Here is a 21,685-nt window from a genome sequence, read left to right as displayed (position 1 = left end):
CGGTGCCCATTACCTCCCCCCCCCTGTGGGGGGGGGGGGCCGCGACCGAGGGGGGGGCCAGACGGTCAGGTTCAGCGGAAGCTGAAAACGGCCCCCCTCCGGCCCTCCGGGCCACCTCCCCCAGAGGGGGAGGATCCAAGAAAAAGGCCCTCTCCGATGGAGAGGGCCTTCGTCGTTCTTACTGCCCCGGAGCCGGCCGCTGGATGGTCGGTTCGAGGTTCTTGATAATCTCGCGGGCGTCGTAGGCGCGGGGATCGCCCGAGGGCTTGGCGCCCTTGTGCAGGACGATCTCGGTGCTGGCCTCGAACTTCTCGATCGTGCGGACCTCGGCGCGGTTGGCGAAGAAGGGGTCGCCCCAGAAGGGGTCCCAGGCGCGCCAGCCGCCGTAGCGGGGGCCGTAGTAGCGCCAGGACGGACGCCAGTAGCCGTAGGGATAGCCGTAGCCGAAGCCCGGCCGCATGAACGGATCCTCGTCGATCACCGTGCGAGCCGTGCGGTCGGTGCGGCGGTCGGCGGTCTCGAACCAGTCATAGCCCTGCTCGACCGTCACCTCGGCGGCGCGGTACAGCAGGTAGCGCTCGACGGTCTCGCGGCTGGTCAGGCTGTTGCCCGCGAAGCCGACGCGATAGCGGTCGCCCTCGAGACGCATTTCGGTGAAGCCGCCGGAGGCCTTCTGGCCCGGAATGGCTGGCTGATACGGCGTGGCGGTGGCGCAGGCGCTGAGCGCGGCGGCGACCGCCGCGATCGCGAGCCATCTGGCCTTCTTGAGGGACATGGCGCGCTCCTTTGCGACGACTCGTTACTCCCGTAACACAATGGATGGCGGAGCTTTACGGTTTCGCCAAGGCGAACACGTTGCCGCGATGTAAAAAGAGATTGCCGGCCGACTCTATCCCCGCGCCACGATCAGGCCGGCGGCGGTGATCAGCAGGACGCCCACGAGGATGCCGAAGCCCTTGCGGAAGGCGGGTTCGTTCATCCGCGAGGCCAGTGCCGCGCCGCCCAGGCCGTAGGCGCTCATGCTGATCAGGTCCATGCCGATGGTGGCGGCCGCGAACATCACCAGCTGCGGGACCAGCGGCCGCTGCACGTCGATGAACGGCGGCAGCACCGCGCCGAAGAACAGCAGGATCTTGGGATTGGCGATCTGCACGGTGAAGCCGTCGCGGAAGGCCGAGCGGCTGGACGACATGCGCACGCCGGCCAGGGCTTGTCCCTCGGCGCCTGCCGGCTTCAGCGCGCCGCGGATCGACTTGATCCCCAGCCAGACCAGATAGGCCGCCCCGGCCAGGGCCAGGACGTGGAAGGCGGCCGGGAAGGCGGCGATCAGCGCGCCCAGGCCCAGGGCCGCGAACACGAACCAGACGAGACTGGCGGTGTTCATGCCGACCACGCCCAGCAAGGCCGCGCCCTTGCCCTTCTCCATGCCGGTGGCGATGGCGAACAGGTTGGCCGGGCCCGGCGTGATGGCCATCACGAACATGGCCGCCAGGAAGGCGCTGTAGCGGGCGGGATCGACGGGCAGGACCATGGCCGGGCTATAGGCTTTTGAGGGGCGTCAGCCCACCCTTATCAGTCCGTCATTCCCGCCCTTGTGGCGGGAACCCCTCTGTCAGCCGCAAGGGCGGATGAGGCGGACTGCCCGGCAGTCCGCTGGCGTCTCACCTGCGAGCGGAAACAGGGTTTCCCGCCACAAGGGCGGGAATGACGGGCGTTAGGGGATTACATCCCCACGCTCACCGCCACCCAGATCGCCCGGCCCAGCGCGCCCAGCAGCAGGGCGAAGGTGGTGAAGGCCTGGATGGCGAAGCCCAGGCCGCGCGTCTTCGGATCGGCGGCGTAGGACAGGGCGTAGATGATCCGGCCGAGGATCCAGACCGCGCCGGCCGCGGCGGCGAAGAGGTCGTTCCAGTAGATCGCGAACAGCCACAGCGACGGCAGGAAGATCACCAGCCATTCCAGGGTGTTGGCCTGCACCCGCACGGCGCGTTCCAGGTCGGGGTGGCCGGTCATGGCCGGGGCGTCGATCTTGGTGCGGCGACGGGCCCCGCCCACGCGAAGGATCATCCAGATGTAGCAGAGCAGCGCCGCCAGGGTGACGATGGCGACCAGGGCGTGGGTTTGCATGGTCTTGGCGGTCCTCCCCGAACCTTTGATGCGGCGCAAGGACGGCCGCGCGCGGCGAGCTTAAGCGTATTCGCGGGCGAAGCTCAAAGCCGCGACGGCCATGGTCGGAACCGCCGGCCCGGCCTATGCGCTTTCAGCTTCGTAGCCCCTCGTCCGAACCCTTTCCGAAGAAAGGTCTCGCGCATGCTCGTCGACTCCACCGCGATCCGAGCGATCGACTACGAACCCGAACACGGCAAGCTCATCGTCACCTTCATCGACGGCGACGAGTACGTCTATGTCGGGGTGCCCGAGCGGGTGACGGCGGCCTTCGCGCGGTCGCGGTCGAAGGGACGCTTCTTCCAGCGGATGATCCGCGACCGTTATCCGTACAACCGGATCTGAGGCGGCGAAAAACCTCGTCCTTCGACAAGCTCAGGATGAGGTTTTTCCTCTGCGGCATTTGCTTTGGTCCTCACCCTGAGCCTGTCGAAGGGCGAGGACCACGCATTGCATTCAGGAGATGGCGCGAAGACGCCTACGCCTCCTCGTCGCCTTCCTCTTCTTCCTCGACCGCGACCGGCGCGGCGATGGCGGCGGGCTTGGCCTTCTTGACCCGGCGCGGGGCGGGGACGTCGTCGACGACGGTCGCCACGGGAGCGACGTCGGCCAGCGGAGCGGTCAGGCCCGACAGGGCGCCGCCGTTGAGGCCCACCTCGGCCATCAGCTGGTCGAGCAGCGGGGCCTGGGCCCGATAGCGCAGGGCGCCGCTGACCACCTGGTCGGCGAGGTTGCCGCCGCCGTTCGAGCCGCCGCCGGCGTCGTTGGCCGGAGCCCCGCCGGTCGCGCCGTTCAGCCCGTCGACCTGGACGATGCGGATCGAGTCGATCGCTTCCAGCGGCTTGACCGACTCGGCGATGATCCGGTCGAGGTTCTCGATCAGCTTGATGCGGATGGCCATGGCCACCTGGTCGGCCGACAGCAGGTTGGCGGCCTTGTTGAGGGCCTCCTGACCCGAGGCGTCGACGTCGTAGCGGACGCGGGCGGCCTCGGCGGCCAGGCGGACGGCTTCGGCCGTCGCCTCGGCCTCGATGCGGGTCTTGTCGGCCGCGCCCTTGGCTTCCTCGCGCAGGGCCTCGGCCCGGTCGGAGGCGGCGGTCTTTTCGGCCTCGGCGGCGACGCGGACGGCGATGGCTTCGCGCTCGGCTTCCTTGGTCGCCTCGATCAGCTCGATGATCTTCTGGCGGTCGGCGGCCTCGCGCTCGCGGACGGTCTTGACCTGTTCCTCGGCGGCGACGGCGAGGGCAAGAGCCTTGTCGGCGTCGGCCTGGGCCTCGGACTGGGCGCGCGACTTCTCGGCGACGGCGATGGCGCGGTCCTGTTCGGACAGCTCGATGGCCTTGGCCTTCTCGATGGTCTGGGTCTCGACGGCGCGTTCCTTGGCGATCTCGCGCTCGCCCAGTTCCTGCTCCATGGCGATGCGCTGCTGGGCCACGGCCCGGTCGGCGTCGATCTTGGCGGTCTCGATCTGCTGCTGGGCCGAGATCTTGGCGCCCTCGGCCTCGCGGGCCTTCTCGGCCTCCTTCTGCGAAACCTCGGCGGCCTGGGCGGCGCGGCGGATGGCCAGCTCGCGCTCCTGCTCGAGCTTGGCGTATTCCTCGTCGCGGCTGATCTCCAGCGTGCGGCGCTGGGCCTCGAGGTTCTTGGTGCGGATCTGCACCTGGGTGTCCTGCTCGATGTCGTTGCGCAGCTTCTTGCGCAGCTCGATCTCCTCGGTCAGCCGGGTCAGGCCCTCGGCGTCGAAGGCGTTCGACGGGTTGAAGTACTCCATGGCGGTCTGGTCCAGGCCCGTCAGCGACACGGTCTCGAGCTCAAGGCCGTTCTTCAGCAGGTCCTCGGACGAGACCTGCTGCACCTTCTGGACGAAGTGGGTGCGCTGCTCGTGCAGCTCGGTCATGGTCAGTTCGGCGGCCACCGAGCGCAGGGCGTCGACGAACTTGCCTTCGACCAGGTCCTTCAGCTGCTCGGGGTGCATGGTGCGCTGGCCCAGGGTCTGGGCGGCGCTGGCGATGGCCTCGGCGCTGGGCTGAACCCGCACGTAGAACTCGGCCAGCACGTCGACGCGCATGCGGTCCTTGGTGATCAGGGCCTGCTCGGCGCTGCGGGCCACGGCCAGGCGCAGGGTGTTCATGTTGACCGGAATGGTCTCGTGGAACACCGGCAGGATCAGCGCGCCGCCGTTCATGACGACCTTCTCGCCGCCGAAGCCGGTGCGGACGAAGGAGGTTTCCTTGGAGGCGCGCTTGTAGAGGCGGGCCAGGATCAGGCCGAGGATGAGGAGGCCAACAAGGCTCCCCCCGGCGATGACGGCGATCTCGATCAGGGCAGGCATGCGGATTTACCCCCGAAGTTTGGGAAAGCGGAAAAGGAAGAACAGCAGGAAGGCGAAGGCGGGCGTCACAGCAGCGCCTCGCTCTCGTTGCGGATGGCCAGGAACCGGGCGCCGGCGTTGCGCACGATGATGACGCTGGTCCCTTGCGCGAAGGTCTCGCCGTCCTCGTCGGGCTCGACCATCACGTAGTGGGTCTGGCCGTGGGCGTCGCGGACCCGGGCCTGGGCGGGCGAACCGGCCCTGGCCTCGCCGGTGACGATCACGGCCACGCGGCCGACCAGGGTCTCGCGCGAGACGGCGGTGGTCTCGTCGCCGGGCAGCACGCGGGCCAGCACGCGGCTCAGCACCCGGGTGAAGGGCAGGGCGACCGCGGCCGCCAGCGGTCCGGCCAGCCAGGCCGGGGCCGGGTGGCGGAAGACGCCGGCGATCAGCTGTTGCAGGACGAGCCCGGTCACCCCGAAGGCGAACAGGAAGACCACGATCACCATCAGGAGCGGCAGGCGGCCGACGTTCAGCCAGTTCAGCAGCGAGGCGCCCTGCCCATCGAGATTAGGGCCGTCCAGGCCGTCGTGGCCCAGGCCCGCGCCCAGGCCGGCGGCCTCGACCGCGCCGATCAGCAGCATCAGCAGGAGGGCCGCCAGGAAGATCGTGTTGCCGTCGGCCGACAGGAACCCCCACATCGGCTCAGCCTCGCTTCAGGTCTTGCGAACGGGCGGCGCGCAGGGCGGCCAGGCGCTCGTCGACGCGGTGGCCGCGCGCCAGGCGCTCCAGTTCCGACAGCTTGGCGCCGCGCGCCAGTTCGGCGTCGGTGGACGGCTGCGGGGCCTTGGCGCGGGCGGCCGTCAGGTCGGTCAGGTCCTCGGCCATTTCGCGGCGGGTGGCCTGCAGGGCGGCCAGGTAGCCTTCCAGTTCGGCCTGGCGCTGGGCGGCGTCGGCGACGGCGGTCTCCAGCACCGGGATCTGGGCCTCGATGTCCAGTTGATGCTCCAGCGCGGCGCGGATCAGGTCCTCGCGGTCCTGGCTCAGGGCCAGCTCGATCTGGGCCGACAGGTCGTCGTGGCGGCTGGACTGCTCGGTCAGGCGCTTGGCGGACAGGTGGCGGGCGGCGATGGCGCGGCCGAGCTCGGCGCGCACCTCGTCGATCGCCTGGTCGACCTCGCGCAGGGCCTGCTGGCCCAGCGCGTCGGGCATCACCTCTTCCAAGGCGTCGATCAGGGCGTGGGCGCCGCCGCTGACGATGCGTCCCACTCGGGCGCGCAGGGTATCTGCCATCGGGTCCTCGTCAGGCGTTCGTCGGCCGGTCGGCCGTGGCGGTGATCAGGCGGGTCAGCTCGCCCAGGGCGGCGACGCGGCGGGAGACGATCGTGGGATCGTAGGCGGGGGCGCTGGGGGTGACGCCCCAGCGCAGCATCTGCTCGGTCAGGCGGGCGGCGCAGTCGACCAGGCGGGCCTCGTGGCGGGCCAGGGCCTCCGGGCTCGCGCCCGCCAGCTCGGCCGGGGCGGCCAGCAGCACGGCCAGCATCTCCTCGACGGCGGTGGTCAGGGCCAGGGCGACGGTGGAGTGGCGATCGGACGCCAGCTCGGCCGCGCGCAGGGCCTTCAGGGCCGGGGCGGCGATGTCGTGGGCGGCGGCCAGGGCGGCGTCCCAGCCGGCCGGCGTCTCGGCGCGGCGGCGGGCCTGGCGGATCAGGCCGCGCACCTTGTCGCTGGCCGTGATCGCCCCCTCCAGTTCGAGACCGGCGAGAAAAAGGGCGTCCTCTTCGGACAACCGTACACTCAAGGGCGTGTTCAGCGCGACCATGAGTGGCAATGTGGGGCGTTGTAATACGTTTGTAAACAGCTGCGCCTTTCAGCCGGAGATTACATCTTCGTCATGTGCTCGCTGTTGGGTTTGAGGGGCGTTGGCCGCATTGGCGGAGATCCCGGGAGGCGGGGATTTCGAGCCCTCTTCCATCCCGTCATTCCCGCCCTTGTGGCGGGAAGCCCTGGTTCCGCTTGCAGGTGAGGTGCAAGCGGACTGCTAAGCAGTCCGCCCCTACCGCCCTTGCGGCCGATAGAGGGGTTCCCGCCACAAGGGCGGGAATGACGAGCACGAGGAGAGCATGGTTGTCCGCCATCCGCACGGCGCTTCAGACCGGGTCTCGTTCGCTCTGGATCAAGTTCCTTGGTCCCGCCGTGGGCGAAAGCCGCGCACGGCGGGACAAATCGTGGGCGTCTCGAACATTTTGAGTGAAATTACAGATGCCGCCCCGGACGCCGGGAACGGGGCGAGGCGATGGTTTCTCCAAGAGGCGTCGCTCTGGGGATAACCGCCGAGGGCGGGAGTGCGACGGCCTTGAACGAGGACCGTCATGTCGAACCAAGGAATGCTGCTCGCGGGCTGTTCCGCCGCCGTTCTGCTCGCCCTGGCCGGCGCCGCCCACGCGGCCGAGCCGGATCCCGTCGCGACCGCGCCGGACGCCGTCGACGAGATCGTGGTGCGGGCCCGCGACAAGGCCGGCCTGATCGAGAAGGAGCCCAACAACACCGTCTTCGGCCTCGACAAGCCGCTGATCGAGACGCCGCGCTCGGCCAGCTTCGTGTCGGACCTGACGCTGCAGCGCTACGGCATCGAGACCATCGACGGCCTGACGGCGGTGTCGCCGGGCACTTACACCGCCAGCTTCTACGGCGTGCCCGGGGCGCTCAACATCCGCGGCACCCTGGCCGAGAACTACTTCCGCGGCTTCAAGCGCATCGAGAACCGCGGCACCTATTCGACGCCGATCGGGGCTGCCGACCAGATCCAGATCGTGCGCGGCCCGCCGACTCCGATCTACGGCTCGGGCAAGGTCGGCGGGATGCTGAACTTCATCCCCAAGTCCGGGAAGGGTGAAGGCGGCTACCTGTCGGAAACGCAGGGCGAGGTCACGGCCACCTACGGCAGCTACAACCGCAAGAACGCCACGGCCCAGGTCGGCCTGCCGGTGAACCTCGGCGACGTCGTCGGCGGCGTCCATGTCTATGGCGAGGTCGAGGACAGCCACAGCTACTATCGTGGCATCTATCCACGCCGGCAGACCCTGCAGGTGTCGTCCGACTTCGATCTCGGCAATGGCTGGAGCACCGCCGTCGGCGGCATGCTGTACCGCTCGAAGGGCGACGTGCAGACGCCGGGCTGGAACCGCCTGACCCAGGACCTGATCGACAACAGGACCTACATCACCGGCCGGGATACGAGCCTGGTGGACGCCGATGGCAACGGTCGCCTGACGCCCAGCGAGATCGGCTTCTACCCCTACGCCAGCGCCATGTACCTGGCCTATTACGGTTTCCCAGACAGCGACGCCAAGCACACGCTGGACACGGGCGTCGGCACGACCAAGCTGTCGCCGCGCACGGTCTACATCTCGAGCGCCGACTTCTCGAAGACGCAGACCAACACGCTCTATTTCGACGTCGCCAAGGAGCTGTCGGCCGACAGCTCGATCAAGCTTCAGCTGTTCTACGACGCCCTGGAGAACGAGCGCTTCGTCTCCTACGGCTATCCGGCCTGGTTCGACAGCGACGTCTGGGAAGCCCGCCTGACCTGGAACTTCGCCAACGAATTCCTCGACGGCGCGGTCAAGGCCAAGTCGTTCGTCGGCGCCTCGTACCGCGCCTTCGACGGCCGCCGGCGCGAAAGCTACAACAGCGGCCTGATCGCGCTGGACCGCCGCGACATCGCCTTCGGCGCCACCCCCACCGACCTCATCGGCAGCCCGTTCAATCCGGGCGACGGCGTGGCGTGGGAGAACGACAACCGCTCGGAATGGACTCAAGCCGGCCTCTTCTTCACCACCGACATCATGGTCGGCGAGAAGCTGAACCTGATGCTGGGCGGCCGCTACGACGACTACGACGTCACCTCGGAAGACACCGGCTTCCTTTCGTACACCGTGGCCGGCAAGCAGAACGCCTCGAAGGGCAAGGGGACCTACACCGCCAGCGCCACCTACAAGGCGCCTTTCGGCCTGATGCCCTACATCACCTACGCCAAGGCCAGCGCCCTGGAGATGAGCCAGGCCGGCGACATCGCGCCGGGCCTGGTGGCCGACGCCGGCGACGCCTGGCTGTCGGAGGGCGACCTGGCCGAAGCCGGGGTGAAGTTCCAGTGGCTGCAGGGCACGCTGGTCGGGTCGCTGGCCGGCTACCGCCAGAACCGCACCCAGCTGACCGGCATCACCCAGACCCCGACCGGCACCCGCGCCAAGGGCGTGGAACTGGAAGTCCGCTGGCTGGCCAGCGAGCACTTCAGCTTCACCTTCTCGGGCAACACCCAGCACACCACGGTGAAGGGCCCCGACACCTCGTTCCAGTACGTGCCGGTCCACACCGTCGGCGTCAGCGGGGCCAACGGCTTCGGCGGCTCCTACGTGGTCTGGAGCTTCGCCAGCATCCGGCCGGGCGACTACGACTACACCCTGATCCCCAAGTCGGTGCTCAGCCTCTACGGCGCCTACACCTCCGACGCCTACGCCTGGGGCAAGGTCGCCGCGACCTTGGGCGTGACCCGGGTGACCAAGACCTCGGGCACGGTGCCGAACGCGGTGGTCTATCCGGACTACGCCGTGGCCAGCGGCTCGGTCGCCTACGAGTACGGGCCGTACACCGCCACGCTCAACGTCGATAACCTGCTGGACAAGCTCTACTTCACGCCGGTCGGCGACACCTACGCCAACCTGGCGGCCCTGCCGTCCAAGGGCCGCGAGTGGCGCGTGACCCTGGCCCGAAAGTTCTAGTTCCCCCTGCGGCGCGCTCGCTGCAACGGGCGCGCCGCTCCTTGTCCTGTTCTCCAAGGAGTCCTGCCATGTCGACCTCCCCCTGGCGTCCCTGGCTGATCCTGTCGGTCTTCGCCCTGCTGCTGTTTCTGATCACCGCATCGACCTTCTCGTCGCTGGGCGTGGTCCTGCCGGCGATGATCAAGGAGCAGGGCTGGGGCTTTGGCCCGGCCTTCCTGGGCTTCACCCTGCTGGGGGCGTTCTGCGGCGGCTCGTCGTGGCTGCCGGCCCTCCTGATCCGCAAGCTGGGCGTGCGGCTGACCATAATCGCCGGCTCGGCGGTGATGGTGGCGGGCTTTGCCTGCCTGGCCGCGACGCCGGGCCTGGCGGTCTATCTGGTCGGCACGGCCCTGCTGGGCGTCGGCTACCAGATGATGGCCTTGATCCCCGGCACCCACGTGCTGGGCATGCTGTTCAAGAAGCGCGCCCTGCCGTTCGGGATCTACTTCACCATCGGCTCGCTGGGCGGCGTCGTTGGTCCGTGGATGGCGCTGTCGGGCATGGAGATCGCCGGCGGCGCCTGGCGGCCCTACTGGTGGATGCAGGCGGCCGCCTCGCTGGTGGTGGGCCTGCTGTGCACCGCCCTGGTGGGCGGCAAGGCCTGGCTGGCCGCCGCCGCCGCCGAGACCGACAAGGCCGTGGCCGAAGAGATCGAGAACGCCCCGGCGACGACCAAGGTCTATCGCACCGCCGTCGACTGGACCGTGAAAGAGGCCGTCCGCACCCCGCAGTTCTGGGTGATCCTGGCGGCCTATTTCGCCCACCTGCTGGGCGGGGTCACCGCCGTCAGCCTGGCGCCGAGCCATTTCGGCGAGCTGGGCGTGCCGGCCACCGTGGCGATCGCCGCGATCAGCCTGGAGTCGCTGATGCAGGTGGCCGCCCGGGCCGGCGGGGGTCTCGTCGGCGACCGCATCGACCCGCGCTGGCTGCTGGCGGGCGCGCAGGGGGTGATGGCCGTCGGCCTGCTGGCCCTGACCCACGCCACCTCCTGGCCGGTGATGATGGTGTTCGCCGTCGGTGTGGGGATCGGCTTTGGCCTGACCGTGCTGGCCGTCAGCATCCTGCTGCTCAACTACTACGGCCGGAAGAACAATCTCGAGCTCTTCTCGATGGTTTGCCTGGTCGGCGCCGTCTCGGCCCTGGGTCCGGTGATCGGCGGGCTGATGCGCGACCAGCTGGGCGGCTTCGCCCCCACCTTCCAGCTCTTCGCCGCGGTGATTGGCCTGATCTTCGTCGCCGCCCTGTTCATGCGCCCGCCGCGCAAGGCCGCCGAGGCCGAACCCGCTGGCGCGCCTGTTCCCACCCTGCTGCAAGACGCCGCTTAAGCAAGGATGTCCGCCATGTTCCACAGCCCTTCCAAGCACAAGGACTTTGGGGTCTTCCTGCCGGTGGCCAACGGCGGCTGGATCATCTCCAAGACCACCCCCGTCCTCGACGGCCTCTATGCGACCAACAAGGCCGCCGCCGTGAAGGCCGACGAGGTCGGCATGGACTTCGTCATGTCGATGGGCAAGTTCCGCGGCTTCGGCGGCGAGACCGACCATTGGGGCACGGCCCTGGAGTCCGTCACCATGATGGCCGGCATCGCCGAGGCCACCAAGAACGTCCGCATCTGGGCCACCATCCACCCGCTGCTGCAGAACCCGGCCGTGGCGGCAAAGATGATCGCCACCCTGGACCACATCAGCGGCGGCCGCGCGGGCCTCAACATCGTCGCCGGCGCCTATCGCGGCGAGTTCGCCCAGATGGGGGCCTGGGACGACGCCCTGACCCACGACGACCGCTACGTCCTGACCGAGGAATGGACCAAGATCGTCAAGCGCCTGTGGTCTGAGGACAGCGTCGATTTCGACGGCAAGTTCTTCACGATGAAGGACTGCCAGTCCAAGCCCAAGCCGCTGAGCAAGCCGCGTCCGGAGCTGATCTGCGCGGGCATGAGCGACCGGGGCTTCCAGTTCTCGGTGCGCGAGGCCGATGTCTGCTTCATCGGCGGCCGCACGCCCGAGGAGCGCCGCGACGCCAGCCGCCGGGCCAAGATCGCGGCCGAGGGCATGGGCAAGACCATCAAGACCTACGCCATGTGCACCGTCGTTCACGCCGAGAGCGACGCGGGCGCCGAGGCGCTGGTCCAGCACTACAAGGGCGGGGCCGACATGGGCGCGATCCTGGCCATGCTGGAGAGCTGGGGCGTGCCGGCCGAAAAGCTGTCGAGCGTCGCCGCCCAGCAGGGCGCGTTCATGACCCACACCGTGGTCGGCTCGCCCGCCACCTGCGCCGAGCAGGTGCAGGCCTTCGTCACCGACTGCGAGCTGGACGGGCTGATGCTGATCTTCCCCGACTACGTGGAGGGGCTCTCCATGTTCGGCTCGGAGATCCTGCCGGGCCTGCGCTCGGTGTTCTCGTGAGCCCGCTGCCGGCCTGGATCGCGCCGGGCCGCACAGCGCTGGCGGTGATCGACATCCAGGTCGACTTCGCCTCGCCCGACGGGTTGCTGGGTCAGTACGGCGTGGATATGGGCATGGCCGCGCCGGCTGTGGACGCGGCGACCGCCCTGGTCGCGGCGGCGCGTCAGGCCCGCGTGCCGGTGGTGTTCGTCGGCCTGTTCACGGCGCCGGACACCGATAGCCCGGCCTGGAACGAGCGCATGCGCCGGCGGGGCGGGGATCCCGACAGCGAGGCGGCCCTGTGCCGCGCCGGCCAGCCGGGCAGCGCCTTCTTCGGACCCCAGCCGGCCGATGGCGAACTGGTGATCGCCAAGACTCGCTACAGCGGTTTCGTCGGCACGGATCTCGACGCCCGCCTGAAGGTCATGGGCGTCGACACCCTGGTCGTCTGCGGCCTGACCACCGAGTGCTGCGTGGCGGCCACCGCCGCCGACGCCTTCGACCTCGACTACCACGTCTTCGTCGCCGCCGACGCCTGCGCGGCCTACGAGCCCGACCTGCATGAGGTCGCTCTGAAGACGATGGGGCTCAACACCGCGATCCTCACCGACAGCGTCGAGGTCGCCAAAGCCTGGAAGGAGGCCGCGTGATGGCCGACGGGTTCGCCAACCTCGCGGGCGTCGCCGCCCCCTACGTCGTGACCGAGGCCGACCGCGCCGCCATCGCCGCCGCGATCAGCGAGAGCGAGATCGTCGAGCTGGCCCTGACGCTGGGCAACATTCCCGCGCCTTCCGGCAAGGAGCTGGAGGTCGCCAACTACGTCTACGACTGGATGGCGCGCGAGGGCTTCTCGCCGCGCAAGGTGGGCGCGACGCCGGAGCGTCCCAACGTCATCGGCACGCACGGCGGCAAAGGTGTGGGCAAGAACCTGCTCTTCACCGCCCACCTCGACACCGAGGCGCCGACCTGGAACCCGGATCTGGACGCCTACAAGTATAGCCCCGCCACCCTGGCCAATCCCGAGTGGGAGAAGTGCTGGCTGGAGGACGGCAAGCTCTACGGCTATCCGATCGCCAACGACCGCGGGCCGATGGCCTGCTTCCTGATCGCGGCCAAGGCGCTGAAGGCGGCCGGCTACGAGCTGGCCGGCAAGATGTACCTGACCGCCTGCCCCGGCGAGATCGGTCCCGAGCCGATCGAGGAGCATCGCGGCGTCGCCTATATGGGCAAGGACATCGGCGCCCACTACCTGTTCCACCACGGAGGGGTGGCGCCCGACTACGCCATCGCCGCCGAGGGCTGCGACTTCGGCTTGACCTGGGTGGGCTGCGGCTATGCGGTGTTCAGGGTCACGATCTGGGGCGAGGGGGTGTTCACCCCGCTGCTCAGCCACCCGGCGACGGCCGCCGAGCACCCCAACCCGCTCTACAAGATCGGCAAGCTGACCGAGGCCATCCATGCCTGGAGCGGCGAGTGGGAGAAGGCCAGCCTCTACGAGAGCCCCGGCGGCGTGGCCCAGCCCAAGTCGCAGCTGGCCTCGATCCGGGGCGGCATCCCCTACGCCTTCGGGGCGGGCACCGAGCGGGTGAACCTCTATCTGGAGGTGGGGCTGAACCCCCGCCAGCGCGTCGCCGACATCCAGCATTCGCTGGAGGCCATGGTGCGCGGGATCGGCATGAGCGGCGTAGAGGTCGAACCGGTGGTCGTGCGCCACGGCTTCGAGGCGGATGCGGCCGAGGTGGCCCCGCTGGTCGGCGCGGTGGACGTCGCCACCCAGCTGTCGCTGGGCCATCCGGTGGCCCGCGCGGCGAGCGTCTATTCCAGCATGTGGCGCGACCACAACGTCTTCAACATGCACCGCATCCCGGCCATCACCACGGGCTTCGCCCGCTGGCGGCCGACGCCGAAGGACCTGGTGGACAGCGCCCTGGTCTACGCCCTGACGGCGCTGGCCGTCTGCGGCCGGGCCGAGACAGCGGACGCCGCCAACCGCGCGCCGCCGGTCTATGGCGACAATCCGTTCGGGGGCGAGTGATGGGCGCGGCCCTAGCTTCCGAGGTTCCGGACACGGCGCTGTTGCGCAAGGCCATGGGCGGTTTCGCGGCGGGCGTGACGGTGGTGACCACGGCGCTGGACGGACGGCTCAGCGGCACGACGGTCAGCGCCTTCTCGTCGCTGTCGATGGATCCGCCGCTGGTGCTGGCCTGCCTCAAGCGCGGCAGCCGCACCCTGGCCGCCGTGCAGGGGGCGGGCGTGTTCTGCGTCAACATCCTGGCCTCCGACCAGGGCGAGCTGGCCTATGCCTTCGCCAAGTCGGGCTGCGACGAGCGCTTCGCCCTGGCGGCGCTGGAGCCCGGCGCGACCGCCGCCCCGGTGCTGGCCGGTTGCGTGGCGGTGGTCGAGTGCGCGCTGCATGCCACCCACGACGGCGGCGACCACGAGATCCTCGTCGGCCGGGTCGTCAGCGTCCGCATCAATGAGTCCAAGCCGCCGCTCGTCTACGTGCGCGGCCAGTTCCTGAACACCTGAGCGTGGCAGCCGAAAGTGTGAGCGGTTTCGGCGCCTGCCACGCGACCAAGCAAAACTGAGAGAGCGTGAGATGGCCTACGACGTGCTGGAAGTGAAGCCGATGACCCGCCGGATCGGCGCCGAGGTGTTCGGCGTCGACCTGGGCCAGCCGCTGTCGAACCGGCAGTTCGAGGAGCTGCACCAGGCCCTGACCCAGTACCAGGTGCTGTTCTTCCGCGACCAGCAGATGACCCACGACGCCCACAAGGCGCTGGGCCGCAAGTTCGGGCCGCTGGCCATCCATTCGGGCGTGCCGGGCCTGGCCGACCATCCCGAGGTCGTGGCCATCCACGCCGACGAAAACTCGAAATTCGTGGCCGGCGAGAGCTGGCACTCCGACCTGACCTGCGATCCCGAGCCGCCGCTGGGCAGCATCCTGCACATGCCCATCGTGCCCGACGACGGCGGCGACACCGTCTTCGCCAGCATGTACGCGGCCTACGACACCCTGTCGGACCGGATGAAGGCGTATCTGGAGGGGCTGACCGCCGTCCACGACGCCAACCCGATCTACAAGGCGCTCTTCCCGGACATCGACCGGCAGTACAACCGCACCGCCCATCCGGTGGTGCGCACCCACCCGGTCAGCGGCCGCAAGAGCCTGTTCGTCAACCCGTCCTACACCACCCACATCGTCGGCCTGCCCAAGGCCGAGAGCGCGGCGATCCTGGGGTATCTCTACCACCACGCCGGCAATCCGGACTTTCAGGTGCGCTTCCGCTGGCGGCCCAATTCGGTGGCCTTCTGGGACAACCGCTGCACCTGGCACCAGGCGATCTGGGACTATTTCCCCGACGTGCGCTCGGGGTTCCGCGTGACGATCGCCGGCGATCGGCCGGTTTGAGGGATCGGGGAAGATGCTCCCCCTGAAGGGGGAGCTGTCGCGGAGCGACTGAGGGGGAAGACGGTCGAGTTTAGCGGAAGCTGAAAACGTCCCCCCTCCGGCCCTCCGGGCCACCTCCCCCAGAGGGGGAGGATCTTGGGCCCCGGCCTTGACCTCATCGATCGTCTCGTCGTTGATGCGCGCCTGGGTTTCAGGGGCTTTCGATGACGAAAAAGGGTGGCGTGGGCTTTGTCCTGGGCGTGTGCGGCGGGATCATCTTCGGCGCGCTGATCGACAACATGGCCATCGGCCTGATCCTGGGCTTCGCGGTCGGCTTCGGCCTGATCAAGCTGGGCGGCAAGAAGGCCTCCGAATAGGGCCTATTTCCTGCGGAAGTCGGCCGTGCGCTTGCCCATGAAGGCGGCGATGGCCTCCTGGTGGTCGCCGCTGGCGATCAGGGCCGGCAGCTCCTCCTCCACATAGGCCTTGCCGTCGATCACCCGCTTGGTGGCCTCCACGGCCAGGGGCGCGCGGGACGAGATGGCCTCGGCCAGCTTCATGGCCTGGCGCAGCAGGGCGCCCGGCGTGTGGACCGCCGTGACGATCCCGTCGAACAGGGCCCGGGCGGCGTCGAACTGGGCGCCGGTCAGCAGGTGCGCCTTGGCCCGCGCGGCGCCGATCAGCCGGGGCAGCCGCGTGGCCGAGGCCACCAGGCCGATGTTCACCCCCGAGGCGGCGAAGGTCGCCCGGTCGCTGGCCAGGCGGATGTCGCAGGCCAGCGCCAGTTCCAGCCCGCCGCCGAAGCACCAGCCGTCGACGGCGGCGATGGTCGGCACGCGCAGGGCCTCGACCCAGTCCATCAGCCGGTTGAAGTCCTCCACCGCCGCCAGGGCGCCGTCGCCGCGCACGGCCGCTTCGCGCAGATCATCGCCGGCGCAGAACACCCCGCCCCGGCCGGTCAGCACAACGGCCCGCACGTCGTCGTCGGTGGCGATCTCGTCCAGCGCCCGGACCAGCTGGGCGCGGAGCTGAAGGCTCAGCGCATTGGCCGGCGGGGCGTCAAGCTCAAGGAGGATGATCGAGCCGGTGGGTCGCGAAACGTGAAGCATCGGGGGGATCGTCTGCGTCATGGGGCCAACCTCGCCCGGCGCGGCGCGAATGGGAAGCGCGCAACCTCGAGGGCGACGGGTGGTTTCATGCGCAACCATGCTGCGACGCACAAGGATTCCGCTTGCCAGATCCTGAGGCTTGTCCCAGCCTCAGCCGTACCTGGCCGCCTAGCGTGGCCGGAGAACACGATAAGAACGACGGCCGGACGGCGCGTTTTCTCCTCGCGCCGAACCGTACCGCGGAGCGCAGACAGCCATTTCGGCGTTCATGTTGCAGCGCCGAAGAGCCGGGCCCAAAGCCGGGGAGTGACATGACGACCGCGACCCTCGAGACGACCGCGTCTCCCGTGAAGGACCTGTACGAGATCGGCGAGATTCCACCGCCGTTCCATGTGCCCAAGTCGATGTACGCCTGGACGATCCGCAAGGAGCGGCACGGCCCGCCGGGCTCGGCCATGCAGGTCGAGGTGGTGCCCACCTGGGAGATCGGCGAGGACGAGGTGCTGGTCCTCGTGATGGCCGCCGGCGTCAACTACAACGGCATCTGGGCCGCGCTCGGCGAGCCGATCAGCCCGCTCGACGGCCATAAGCATCCCTTCCATATCGCCGGTTCCGACGCTTCGGGCATCGTCTGGGCGGTGGGCGCCAAGGTGAAGCGCTGGAAGCTGGGCGACGAGGTCGTCATCCACTGCAACCAGGACGACGGCGACGACGAGGAGTGCAATGGCGGCGACCCGATGTATTCCTCCAGCCAGCGCATCTGGGGCTACGAGACGCCCGACGGCAGCTTCGCCCAGTTCTGCCGCGTGCAGTCGCGCCAGCTGATGCCCCGTCCCCGGCACCTGACCTGGGAAGAGGCGGCCTGCTATACCCTTACCCTCGCCACCGCCTATCGCATGCTGTTCGGCCACAAGCCGCATGAGCTGAAGCCCGGCCAGAACGTGCTGGTCTGGGGCGCCTCGGGCGGGCTGGGCGTCTTCGCCGTGCAGCTGGCGGCCGTCGCGGGCGCCAACGCCATCGGCGTGGTCAGCGACGACGACAAGCGCGAGTTCGTGCTGTCGATGGGCGCCAAGGCGGTGCTGAACCGCAAGGAGTTCAACTGCTGGGGCCAGCTGCCCAAGGTCAACGGCCCCGAGTTCGCCGACTACATGAAGGAGAGCCGCAAGTTCGGCAAAGCCATCTGGCAGATCACCGGCAACCGCGACGTCGACCTCGTTTTCGAGCATCCGGGCGAGTCGACCTTCCCGGTCAGCGTGTTCGTGGTCAAGCGCGGCGGCATGGTCGCCATCTGCGCCGGCACCAGCGGCTTCAACCTGACGATGGACGCCCGCTTCCTGTGGATGCGCCAGAAGCGCGTGCAAGGGTCCCACTTCGCCAACCTGATGCAGGCCAGCGCCGCCAACCAGCTGGTCATCGACCGTCGCGTCGATCCCTGCCTGTCGGAAGTGTTCCCGTGGGACCAGATCCCCGCCGCCCACGAGAAGATGCTGGCCAACCAGCACCTGCCCGGCAACATGGGCGTGCTGGTCTGCGCCCAGCGCCCCGGCCTGCGCACCTTCGAGGAGGTGCAGGAGCTGGGCGGAGAGGGGTGACGGCATGGAAATGGGGGAACGCAGCGTCTGCATGCAAGACGTCGGACCCGGAACCAGGGTCTCATCCTTTCAGTTTCGGAACCGAAGGAGTGCGCCATGACCGACATCACCTACACCATCGTCGAGCACGACGGCGGCTGGGCCTACAAGCTGGGCGACGTGTTCTCGGAGACCTTCCGTAGTCACGACGCCGCCCTGGCCGCGGCCAAGCGCGCGGCCGGCGAGCAGAAGGTGGCGGGCGATACGGTCGGCATCACCTACGAGGACGACCGCGGCCAGTGGCGCGAGGAACTGTCCGACGGTCATGACCGCCCGACCACGCACGTGAAGGGCTGAAGCCCTTCCCCTTCCAGTCTCCCGTCATTCCCGCCACAAGGGCGGGAATGACGGGAGGGTAGGGAATAGGCAGGCCCTATTTTCGATCCATCACGTATCGAAATTGCTCTTGGCAACCTCGCCGCCCCGTCGCACAGTCGCGCCCTGACATTTTGGCGGAGGGGCGTCATGGGGTGGAAGAGCAAGGTCGCGTTGGGCGCGGTCGGCGTGGCCGCGGTGCTGGCCGGGGTGGTGGTCGCGCGGACCGTCACGTTCAAGCCGCCGGCCCAGGCGGGCGAGGTTCCGCTGGCCGCCGCGCGTCCGTTCGACGCCGCCCGGGCCGCCGCGCACCTGGGCGAGGCCATCCGCTTCCAGACCGTCAGCCACCAGAACGCCGCCGACAACGACCTTTCCCAGTGGGACGCCCTGCACGCCTGGCTGCAGGCGACCTATCCGGCCGCCCACAAGGCCATGACCCGCGAGGTCGTCGGCGGCCACGCCCTGATCTACACCTGGAAGGGCTCGGACCCGTCGCTGCCGCCGCTGGTGCTGATGGCCCACCAGGACGTGGTGCCGGTGACGCCCGGCACCGAGAAGGACTGGAAGCATCCGCCGTTCGCCGGCGTGGTGGCCGACGGCGCGGTCTGGGGCCGGGGCGCGATCGACGACAAGGGTTCGCTGATCGGCCTGTTCGAGGCGGTCGACGGCCTGGCGGCCGCGGGCTTTTCTCCCAAGCGCACGGTGATCATCGCCAGCGGTCATGACGAGGAGGTCGGCGGGGCCGGCGCCCGGGCCGTGGCCGCCACGCTGAAGGCCCGGGGCGTCAAGGCCTGGTTCGTGCTCGACGAGGGCATGGTGGTGGTGGCCGACAATCCGGTCACGCAGGGGCCGGCCGCGATCATCGGCGTTGCCGAGAAGGGCTACGGCACGCTCAAGGTCACCGCGCCCGCGCCCGGCGGCCACTCCTCGACCCCGCCGCCGCAGACCGGGGTCACCACCCTGGCCCGCGCCGTGCTGGCCATCGCCGACCATCCCCACCCGATGAAGTTCGAAGGCCCGGGCGCCGACATGCTGAAGTCGCTGGCCCCCAGCGCCTCGCCGACGGTGAAGATGGCGGCGGCCAACAGCTGGCTGTTCTCGCCGCTTCTGGTCCAGCAGACGGCCAAGAGCCCGGCCGGGGCGGCCATGCTGCACACCACCATCGCGCCGACCATGCTGAAGGGCTCGCCCAAGGAGAACGTGCTGCCCCAGGACGCCACGGCCTGGATCAACTACCGCATCGCGCCGGGCGACAGCTCGGCCGCCGTCATGGCCCGGGCCAAGGACGCGGTGGGCGACCTGCCGGTGCAGCTGGCCTGGGAGCGCCAGCTCAACGAGCCTTCGCCGGTGTCGTCGACGACCTCGGAGGGCTGGAAGACCCTGGCCTCGCTGGCCGGGAACGAGAGCGGCGCGCCGGTCGCGCCGGGCCTGGTGATCGCCGCCACCGACAGCCGCTTCATGTCGCCGATCGCCGACGACATCTACCGCTTCCAGCCGATCACCCTGTCGATGGACGGCACCAGGATGATCCACGGCACCAACGAGCACATGACCCTGGCCAACCTGGAGGAGATGGTTCGCTTCTACCAGCGGCTGGTGGAGACGGCGGGGCGGTAGATCCTTCGCGGAACTCCCCGAAAGCGGGGGCCAGGTGTTTTATCGTTGAGCGCCATGGGTTGCAGAAAGGGCCCGGATCCCCGCTTTCGCGGGGATTTTGCGGGTAAGGATGCCAGCGCCCTTAAAATGCCGGCGGACTGACGCTAGAACCCCGATCATGCCCGCCGACGACGCTCGTATCGCTTCCCCTGCCGCCGGCGCCGCCAAGGCCCCGCCCGCCAAGTTCGGCAAGGGCTTCCTGTTCGACGCCTGGTACTACGCGGCCCTGTCGCGCGAGGTGAAGACCGGCAAGCTTGCCCGCTACGAGATCCTGGGCGAGCCGGTGCTGGTCAGCCGGGGCAGGGACGGCAAGGTGTTCGCGATCCGCGACGTCTGCCCGCATCGCGCGGCCCCGCTGTCGGCCGGCAAGCTGACGCAGGAGGCCGACGGCCGCGCCAGCGTCGAGTGCCCCTATCACGGCTGGCGGTTCGGTTCGGACGGCGTCTGCGCGTCGATCCCATCCCTGACCGGAGACCAGGGGCTCGAGGTCTCGCGCATTCGCGTGCGGCGCTATCCCGTCGCCGAAAGCCAGGGGATGGTGTTCGTCTGGATCAGCGGCGATCCGCGCTTCGATGGCGAGCCGCCGGAACCGCCGCCGTCGTTCCCCGGGGTGGTCGGCGGCGACGCCAAGATCGTCGACTCGATGATCTTCGAGACCCACATGGACCACGCGGTGGTTGGGCTGATGGACCCCACCCACGCGCCTTACGTCCACGAGGCCTGGTGGGCCCGCTCGTCCAAGCGCCAGTCGGAGAAGACCAAGGTCTTCGCGCCCTCGCCGGAGGGCTTCGTCATGCGCCGCCATGGACGCAGCAAGGCCAACCGCCTCTACGACATCCTGGGCGGCGCGCCGGAGATCGAGATCACGTTCCGGCTGCCCGGCTATCGCTGGGAGCACATCGTGGTGGGCAAGCGTCAGGTGCTGGCCCTGACCTGCCTGACCCCGCTGACCGAGACCAGCACGCGGATCAGCCAGCTGATCTGGTCCGACCATCCGGTGATGATGTTCCGGGCCCTGATCGCCCCCTTCGCCCGCGAGTTCCTGCGCCAGGACGGCCGCATGGTGAACCTGCAGAACGAGGGGCTGAAATACGATCCGGCCCTGATCTGGATCGACGACGCCGACACCCAGGCCAAGTGGTACCAGCAGCTCAAGCGGGAATGGACCGCCAGCCGCAACGAAGGCCGGCCGTTCGTCAATCCGGTCAAGGAAACCACGCTGAAGTGGCGCAGCTGAGGTCCATTGGGCGGCGCCTCGTCGCTGTCCTGACGACCCTGCCCGACGCGGCCGGCTGGCGCTGGTGCGCGGCGGCGACCGTGATCTGCGGCGCGGCGATGGCCGCCATCGGCTTGTCGACCGGCCTCTATCGCCTGACCGACACGGCGCCGGGCCTGCCGCCGCGGCTGCTGACGGTGTGGCTGATCCCGGCGCTCGGCGAGGAGATCCCGTTTCGCGGCGTGCTGCTGCCGGGGCGCGACGAGACCCGCCGGCCGTGGCTGTGGGTCGTCGTCTCCACGGCGCTCTACGTGGCCTGGCATCCGTTCGAGACCCTGACCTTTCTGCCGCACGCGACCACGTTCCTGCGGTGGGACTTTCTGGCCTGCACGGCGATCCTGGGCCTGGCCTGCGCCCTGATGCGCCTGCGCACAGGCTCGCTGTGGCCGGCGGTGCTGCTGCACGGCGGGTTCGTGGTGGTGTGGCAGACCTGGCTGGGCGGGGGCAGCGCGCTGGGGTGAGGGGGCTGCAAACCTCGCCTCCCTCATCGCCCGTCATTCCCGCCCCTGTGGCGGGAACCCCTCTATCAGCCGCAGGTGAGATTGCGGCGGCGTGCTCAGCACGCCGCTTGCGGCGCCCGTGCCAGCTCGACCAGGGTTTCCCGCCACAAGGGCGGGAATGACGGG

The 21,685-nt window shown here is 69.3% G+C and carries 22 protein-coding genes and 1 pseudogene; 14 read left to right on the top strand and 9 right to left on the bottom strand.

The features are described from left to right. Positions 1-178: 178 nt before the first annotated feature. The 3 genes from V6S85_RS22015 to V6S85_RS22005 form a co-directional block, all read right to left on the bottom strand. Positions 179-775: a CC0125/CC1285 family lipoprotein gene (locus tag V6S85_RS22015; protein WP_116567043.1), complete on the bottom strand. Its 597-nt coding sequence runs from the start codon at positions 773-775 to the stop codon at positions 179-181. A 114-nt stretch (positions 776-889) separates the two neighbouring features. Beyond that, complete coding sequence (locus V6S85_RS22010) at positions 890-1,531, bottom strand: LysE family translocator (RefSeq protein WP_116567045.1); 642 nt, start codon at positions 1,529-1,531, stop codon at positions 890-892. Positions 1,532-1,722: 191 nt separating this feature from the next. Further along, positions 1,723-2,127: an MAPEG family protein gene (locus V6S85_RS22005; protein ID WP_116567047.1), complete on the bottom strand. Its 405-nt coding sequence runs from the start codon at positions 2,125-2,127 to the stop codon at positions 1,723-1,725. 183 nt (positions 2,128-2,310) lie between these two features. On the opposite strand from V6S85_RS22005, the gene V6S85_RS22000 reads away from it, so the two are divergent. Then, complete coding sequence (locus V6S85_RS22000; protein WP_116488394.1) at positions 2,311-2,511, top strand: KTSC domain-containing protein; 201 nt, start codon at positions 2,311-2,313, stop codon at positions 2,509-2,511. Positions 2,512-2,519: 8 nt separating this feature from the next. On the opposite strand, the pseudogene V6S85_RS26685 reads toward V6S85_RS22000, so the two are convergent. From V6S85_RS26685 to V6S85_RS21980, 5 genes and pseudogenes are all read right to left on the bottom strand, one after another. Then, positions 2,520-2,622, bottom strand: a pseudogene (locus V6S85_RS26685) (hypothetical protein); the annotation flags it as partial. Between the two features lie 22 nt (positions 2,623-2,644). Next, on the bottom strand, positions 2,645-4,498 hold the full coding sequence (locus V6S85_RS21995; RefSeq protein WP_334350253.1) for a flotillin domain-containing protein: 1,854 nt from the start codon (positions 4,496-4,498) through the stop codon (positions 2,645-2,647). A gap of 65 nt (positions 4,499-4,563) precedes the next feature. Further along, positions 4,564-5,178 (bottom strand): YqiJ family protein, encoded by a 615-nt coding sequence (locus V6S85_RS21990; protein WP_334350252.1) that lies wholly within the window; start codon positions 5,176-5,178, stop codon positions 4,564-4,566. A gap of 4 nt (positions 5,179-5,182) precedes the next feature. Then, on the bottom strand, positions 5,183-5,770 hold the full coding sequence (locus tag V6S85_RS21985; protein WP_334350251.1) for a PspA/IM30 family protein: 588 nt from the start codon (positions 5,768-5,770) through the stop codon (positions 5,183-5,185). A gap of 10 nt (positions 5,771-5,780) precedes the next feature. Then, entirely contained in the window at positions 5,781-6,266 is a 486-nt protein-coding gene (locus V6S85_RS21980) for a hypothetical protein (protein ID WP_243410535.1), read from the bottom strand. Between the two features lie 583 nt (positions 6,267-6,849). On the opposite strand from V6S85_RS21980, the gene V6S85_RS21975 reads away from it, so the two are divergent. From V6S85_RS21975 to V6S85_RS21940, 8 genes are all read left to right on the top strand, one after another. Then, positions 6,850-9,258 carry a TonB-dependent siderophore receptor gene (locus tag V6S85_RS21975; RefSeq protein ID WP_334350249.1) on the top strand — a complete coding sequence of 803 codons (2,409 nt, stop codon included), beginning with the start codon at positions 6,850-6,852 and terminating at the stop codon, positions 9,256-9,258. Further along, the gene (locus tag V6S85_RS21970; protein ID WP_334350248.1) at positions 9,228-10,622 is read left to right on the top strand and encodes an MFS transporter; all 1,395 of its coding nucleotides are present in this window, start codon (positions 9,228-9,230) and stop codon (positions 10,620-10,622) included. Before V6S85_RS21975 ends, V6S85_RS21970 begins: the two co-directional genes overlap by 31 nt. Positions 10,623-10,637: 15 nt before the next feature. Next, complete coding sequence (locus tag V6S85_RS21965) at positions 10,638-11,702, top strand: LLM class flavin-dependent oxidoreductase (RefSeq protein WP_334350247.1); 1,065 nt, start codon at positions 10,638-10,640, stop codon at positions 11,700-11,702. Continuing rightward, positions 11,699-12,331, top strand: a complete 633-nt coding sequence (locus V6S85_RS21960; protein ID WP_334350246.1) for a cysteine hydrolase family protein — start codon at positions 11,699-11,701, stop codon at positions 12,329-12,331. Before V6S85_RS21965 ends, V6S85_RS21960 begins: the two co-directional genes overlap by 4 nt. Beyond that, on the top strand, positions 12,331-13,716 hold the full coding sequence (locus V6S85_RS21955; protein ID WP_334350245.1) for a peptidase M20: 1,386 nt from the start codon (positions 12,331-12,333) through the stop codon (positions 13,714-13,716). The genes V6S85_RS21960 and V6S85_RS21955 overlap by 1 nt, the downstream gene beginning before the upstream one ends. After that, on the top strand, positions 13,716-14,210 hold the full coding sequence (locus tag V6S85_RS21950) for a flavin reductase family protein (protein WP_334350244.1): 495 nt from the start codon (positions 13,716-13,718) through the stop codon (positions 14,208-14,210). The genes V6S85_RS21955 and V6S85_RS21950 overlap by 1 nt, the downstream gene beginning before the upstream one ends. Before the next feature lie 70 nt (positions 14,211-14,280). Continuing rightward, a complete protein-coding gene (locus V6S85_RS21945) occupies positions 14,281-15,093 on the top strand; it encodes a TauD/TfdA dioxygenase family protein (protein WP_334350243.1) in 813 nt (270 codons plus the stop codon). A gap of 203 nt (positions 15,094-15,296) precedes the next feature. Beyond that, positions 15,297-15,449: a hypothetical protein gene (locus V6S85_RS21940; RefSeq protein WP_165260644.1), complete on the top strand. Its 153-nt coding sequence runs from the start codon at positions 15,297-15,299 to the stop codon at positions 15,447-15,449. A gap of 3 nt (positions 15,450-15,452) precedes the next feature. Here V6S85_RS21940 and V6S85_RS21935 read toward each other — a convergent pair whose 3' ends face one another. Next, positions 15,453-16,181, bottom strand: coding sequence for an enoyl-CoA hydratase/isomerase family protein (locus tag V6S85_RS21935; RefSeq protein ID WP_116567202.1), 729 nt, complete (start codon positions 16,179-16,181; stop codon positions 15,453-15,455). Between the two features lie 311 nt (positions 16,182-16,492). On the opposite strand from V6S85_RS21935, the gene ccrA reads away from it, so the two are divergent. From ccrA to V6S85_RS21910, 5 genes are all read left to right on the top strand, one after another. Further along, positions 16,493-17,773 (top strand): crotonyl-CoA carboxylase/reductase, encoded by a 1,281-nt coding sequence (gene ccrA, locus V6S85_RS21930; RefSeq protein ID WP_116567069.1) that lies wholly within the window; start codon positions 16,493-16,495, stop codon positions 17,771-17,773. 96 nt (positions 17,774-17,869) lie between these two features. Then, entirely contained in the window at positions 17,870-18,109 is a 240-nt protein-coding gene (locus V6S85_RS21925) for a DUF2188 domain-containing protein (RefSeq protein WP_116488407.1), read from the top strand. 168 nt (positions 18,110-18,277) lie between these two features. Next, the gene (locus V6S85_RS21920) at positions 18,278-19,744 is read left to right on the top strand and encodes a M20 family peptidase (protein WP_334350242.1); all 1,467 of its coding nucleotides are present in this window, start codon (positions 18,278-18,280) and stop codon (positions 19,742-19,744) included. A 157-nt stretch (positions 19,745-19,901) separates the two neighbouring features. Further along, the gene (locus tag V6S85_RS21915) at positions 19,902-21,020 is read left to right on the top strand and encodes an aromatic ring-hydroxylating dioxygenase subunit alpha (RefSeq protein WP_334350241.1); all 1,119 of its coding nucleotides are present in this window, start codon (positions 19,902-19,904) and stop codon (positions 21,018-21,020) included. Next, positions 21,008-21,520 carry a CPBP family glutamic-type intramembrane protease gene (locus tag V6S85_RS21910; protein ID WP_334350240.1) on the top strand — a complete coding sequence of 171 codons (513 nt, stop codon included), beginning with the start codon at positions 21,008-21,010 and terminating at the stop codon, positions 21,518-21,520. The genes V6S85_RS21915 and V6S85_RS21910 overlap by 13 nt, the downstream gene beginning before the upstream one ends. Positions 21,521-21,685 lie beyond the last annotated feature (165 nt).

This window comes from Caulobacter sp. CCNWLW153, assembly GCF_036889365.1.
Lineage (GTDB): Bacteria > Pseudomonadota > Alphaproteobacteria > Caulobacterales > Caulobacteraceae > Caulobacter > Caulobacter radicis.
The sequence above is the reverse complement of the archived record's forward strand: the minus strand, read 5'-3'. Positions and strand labels throughout refer to the sequence as shown.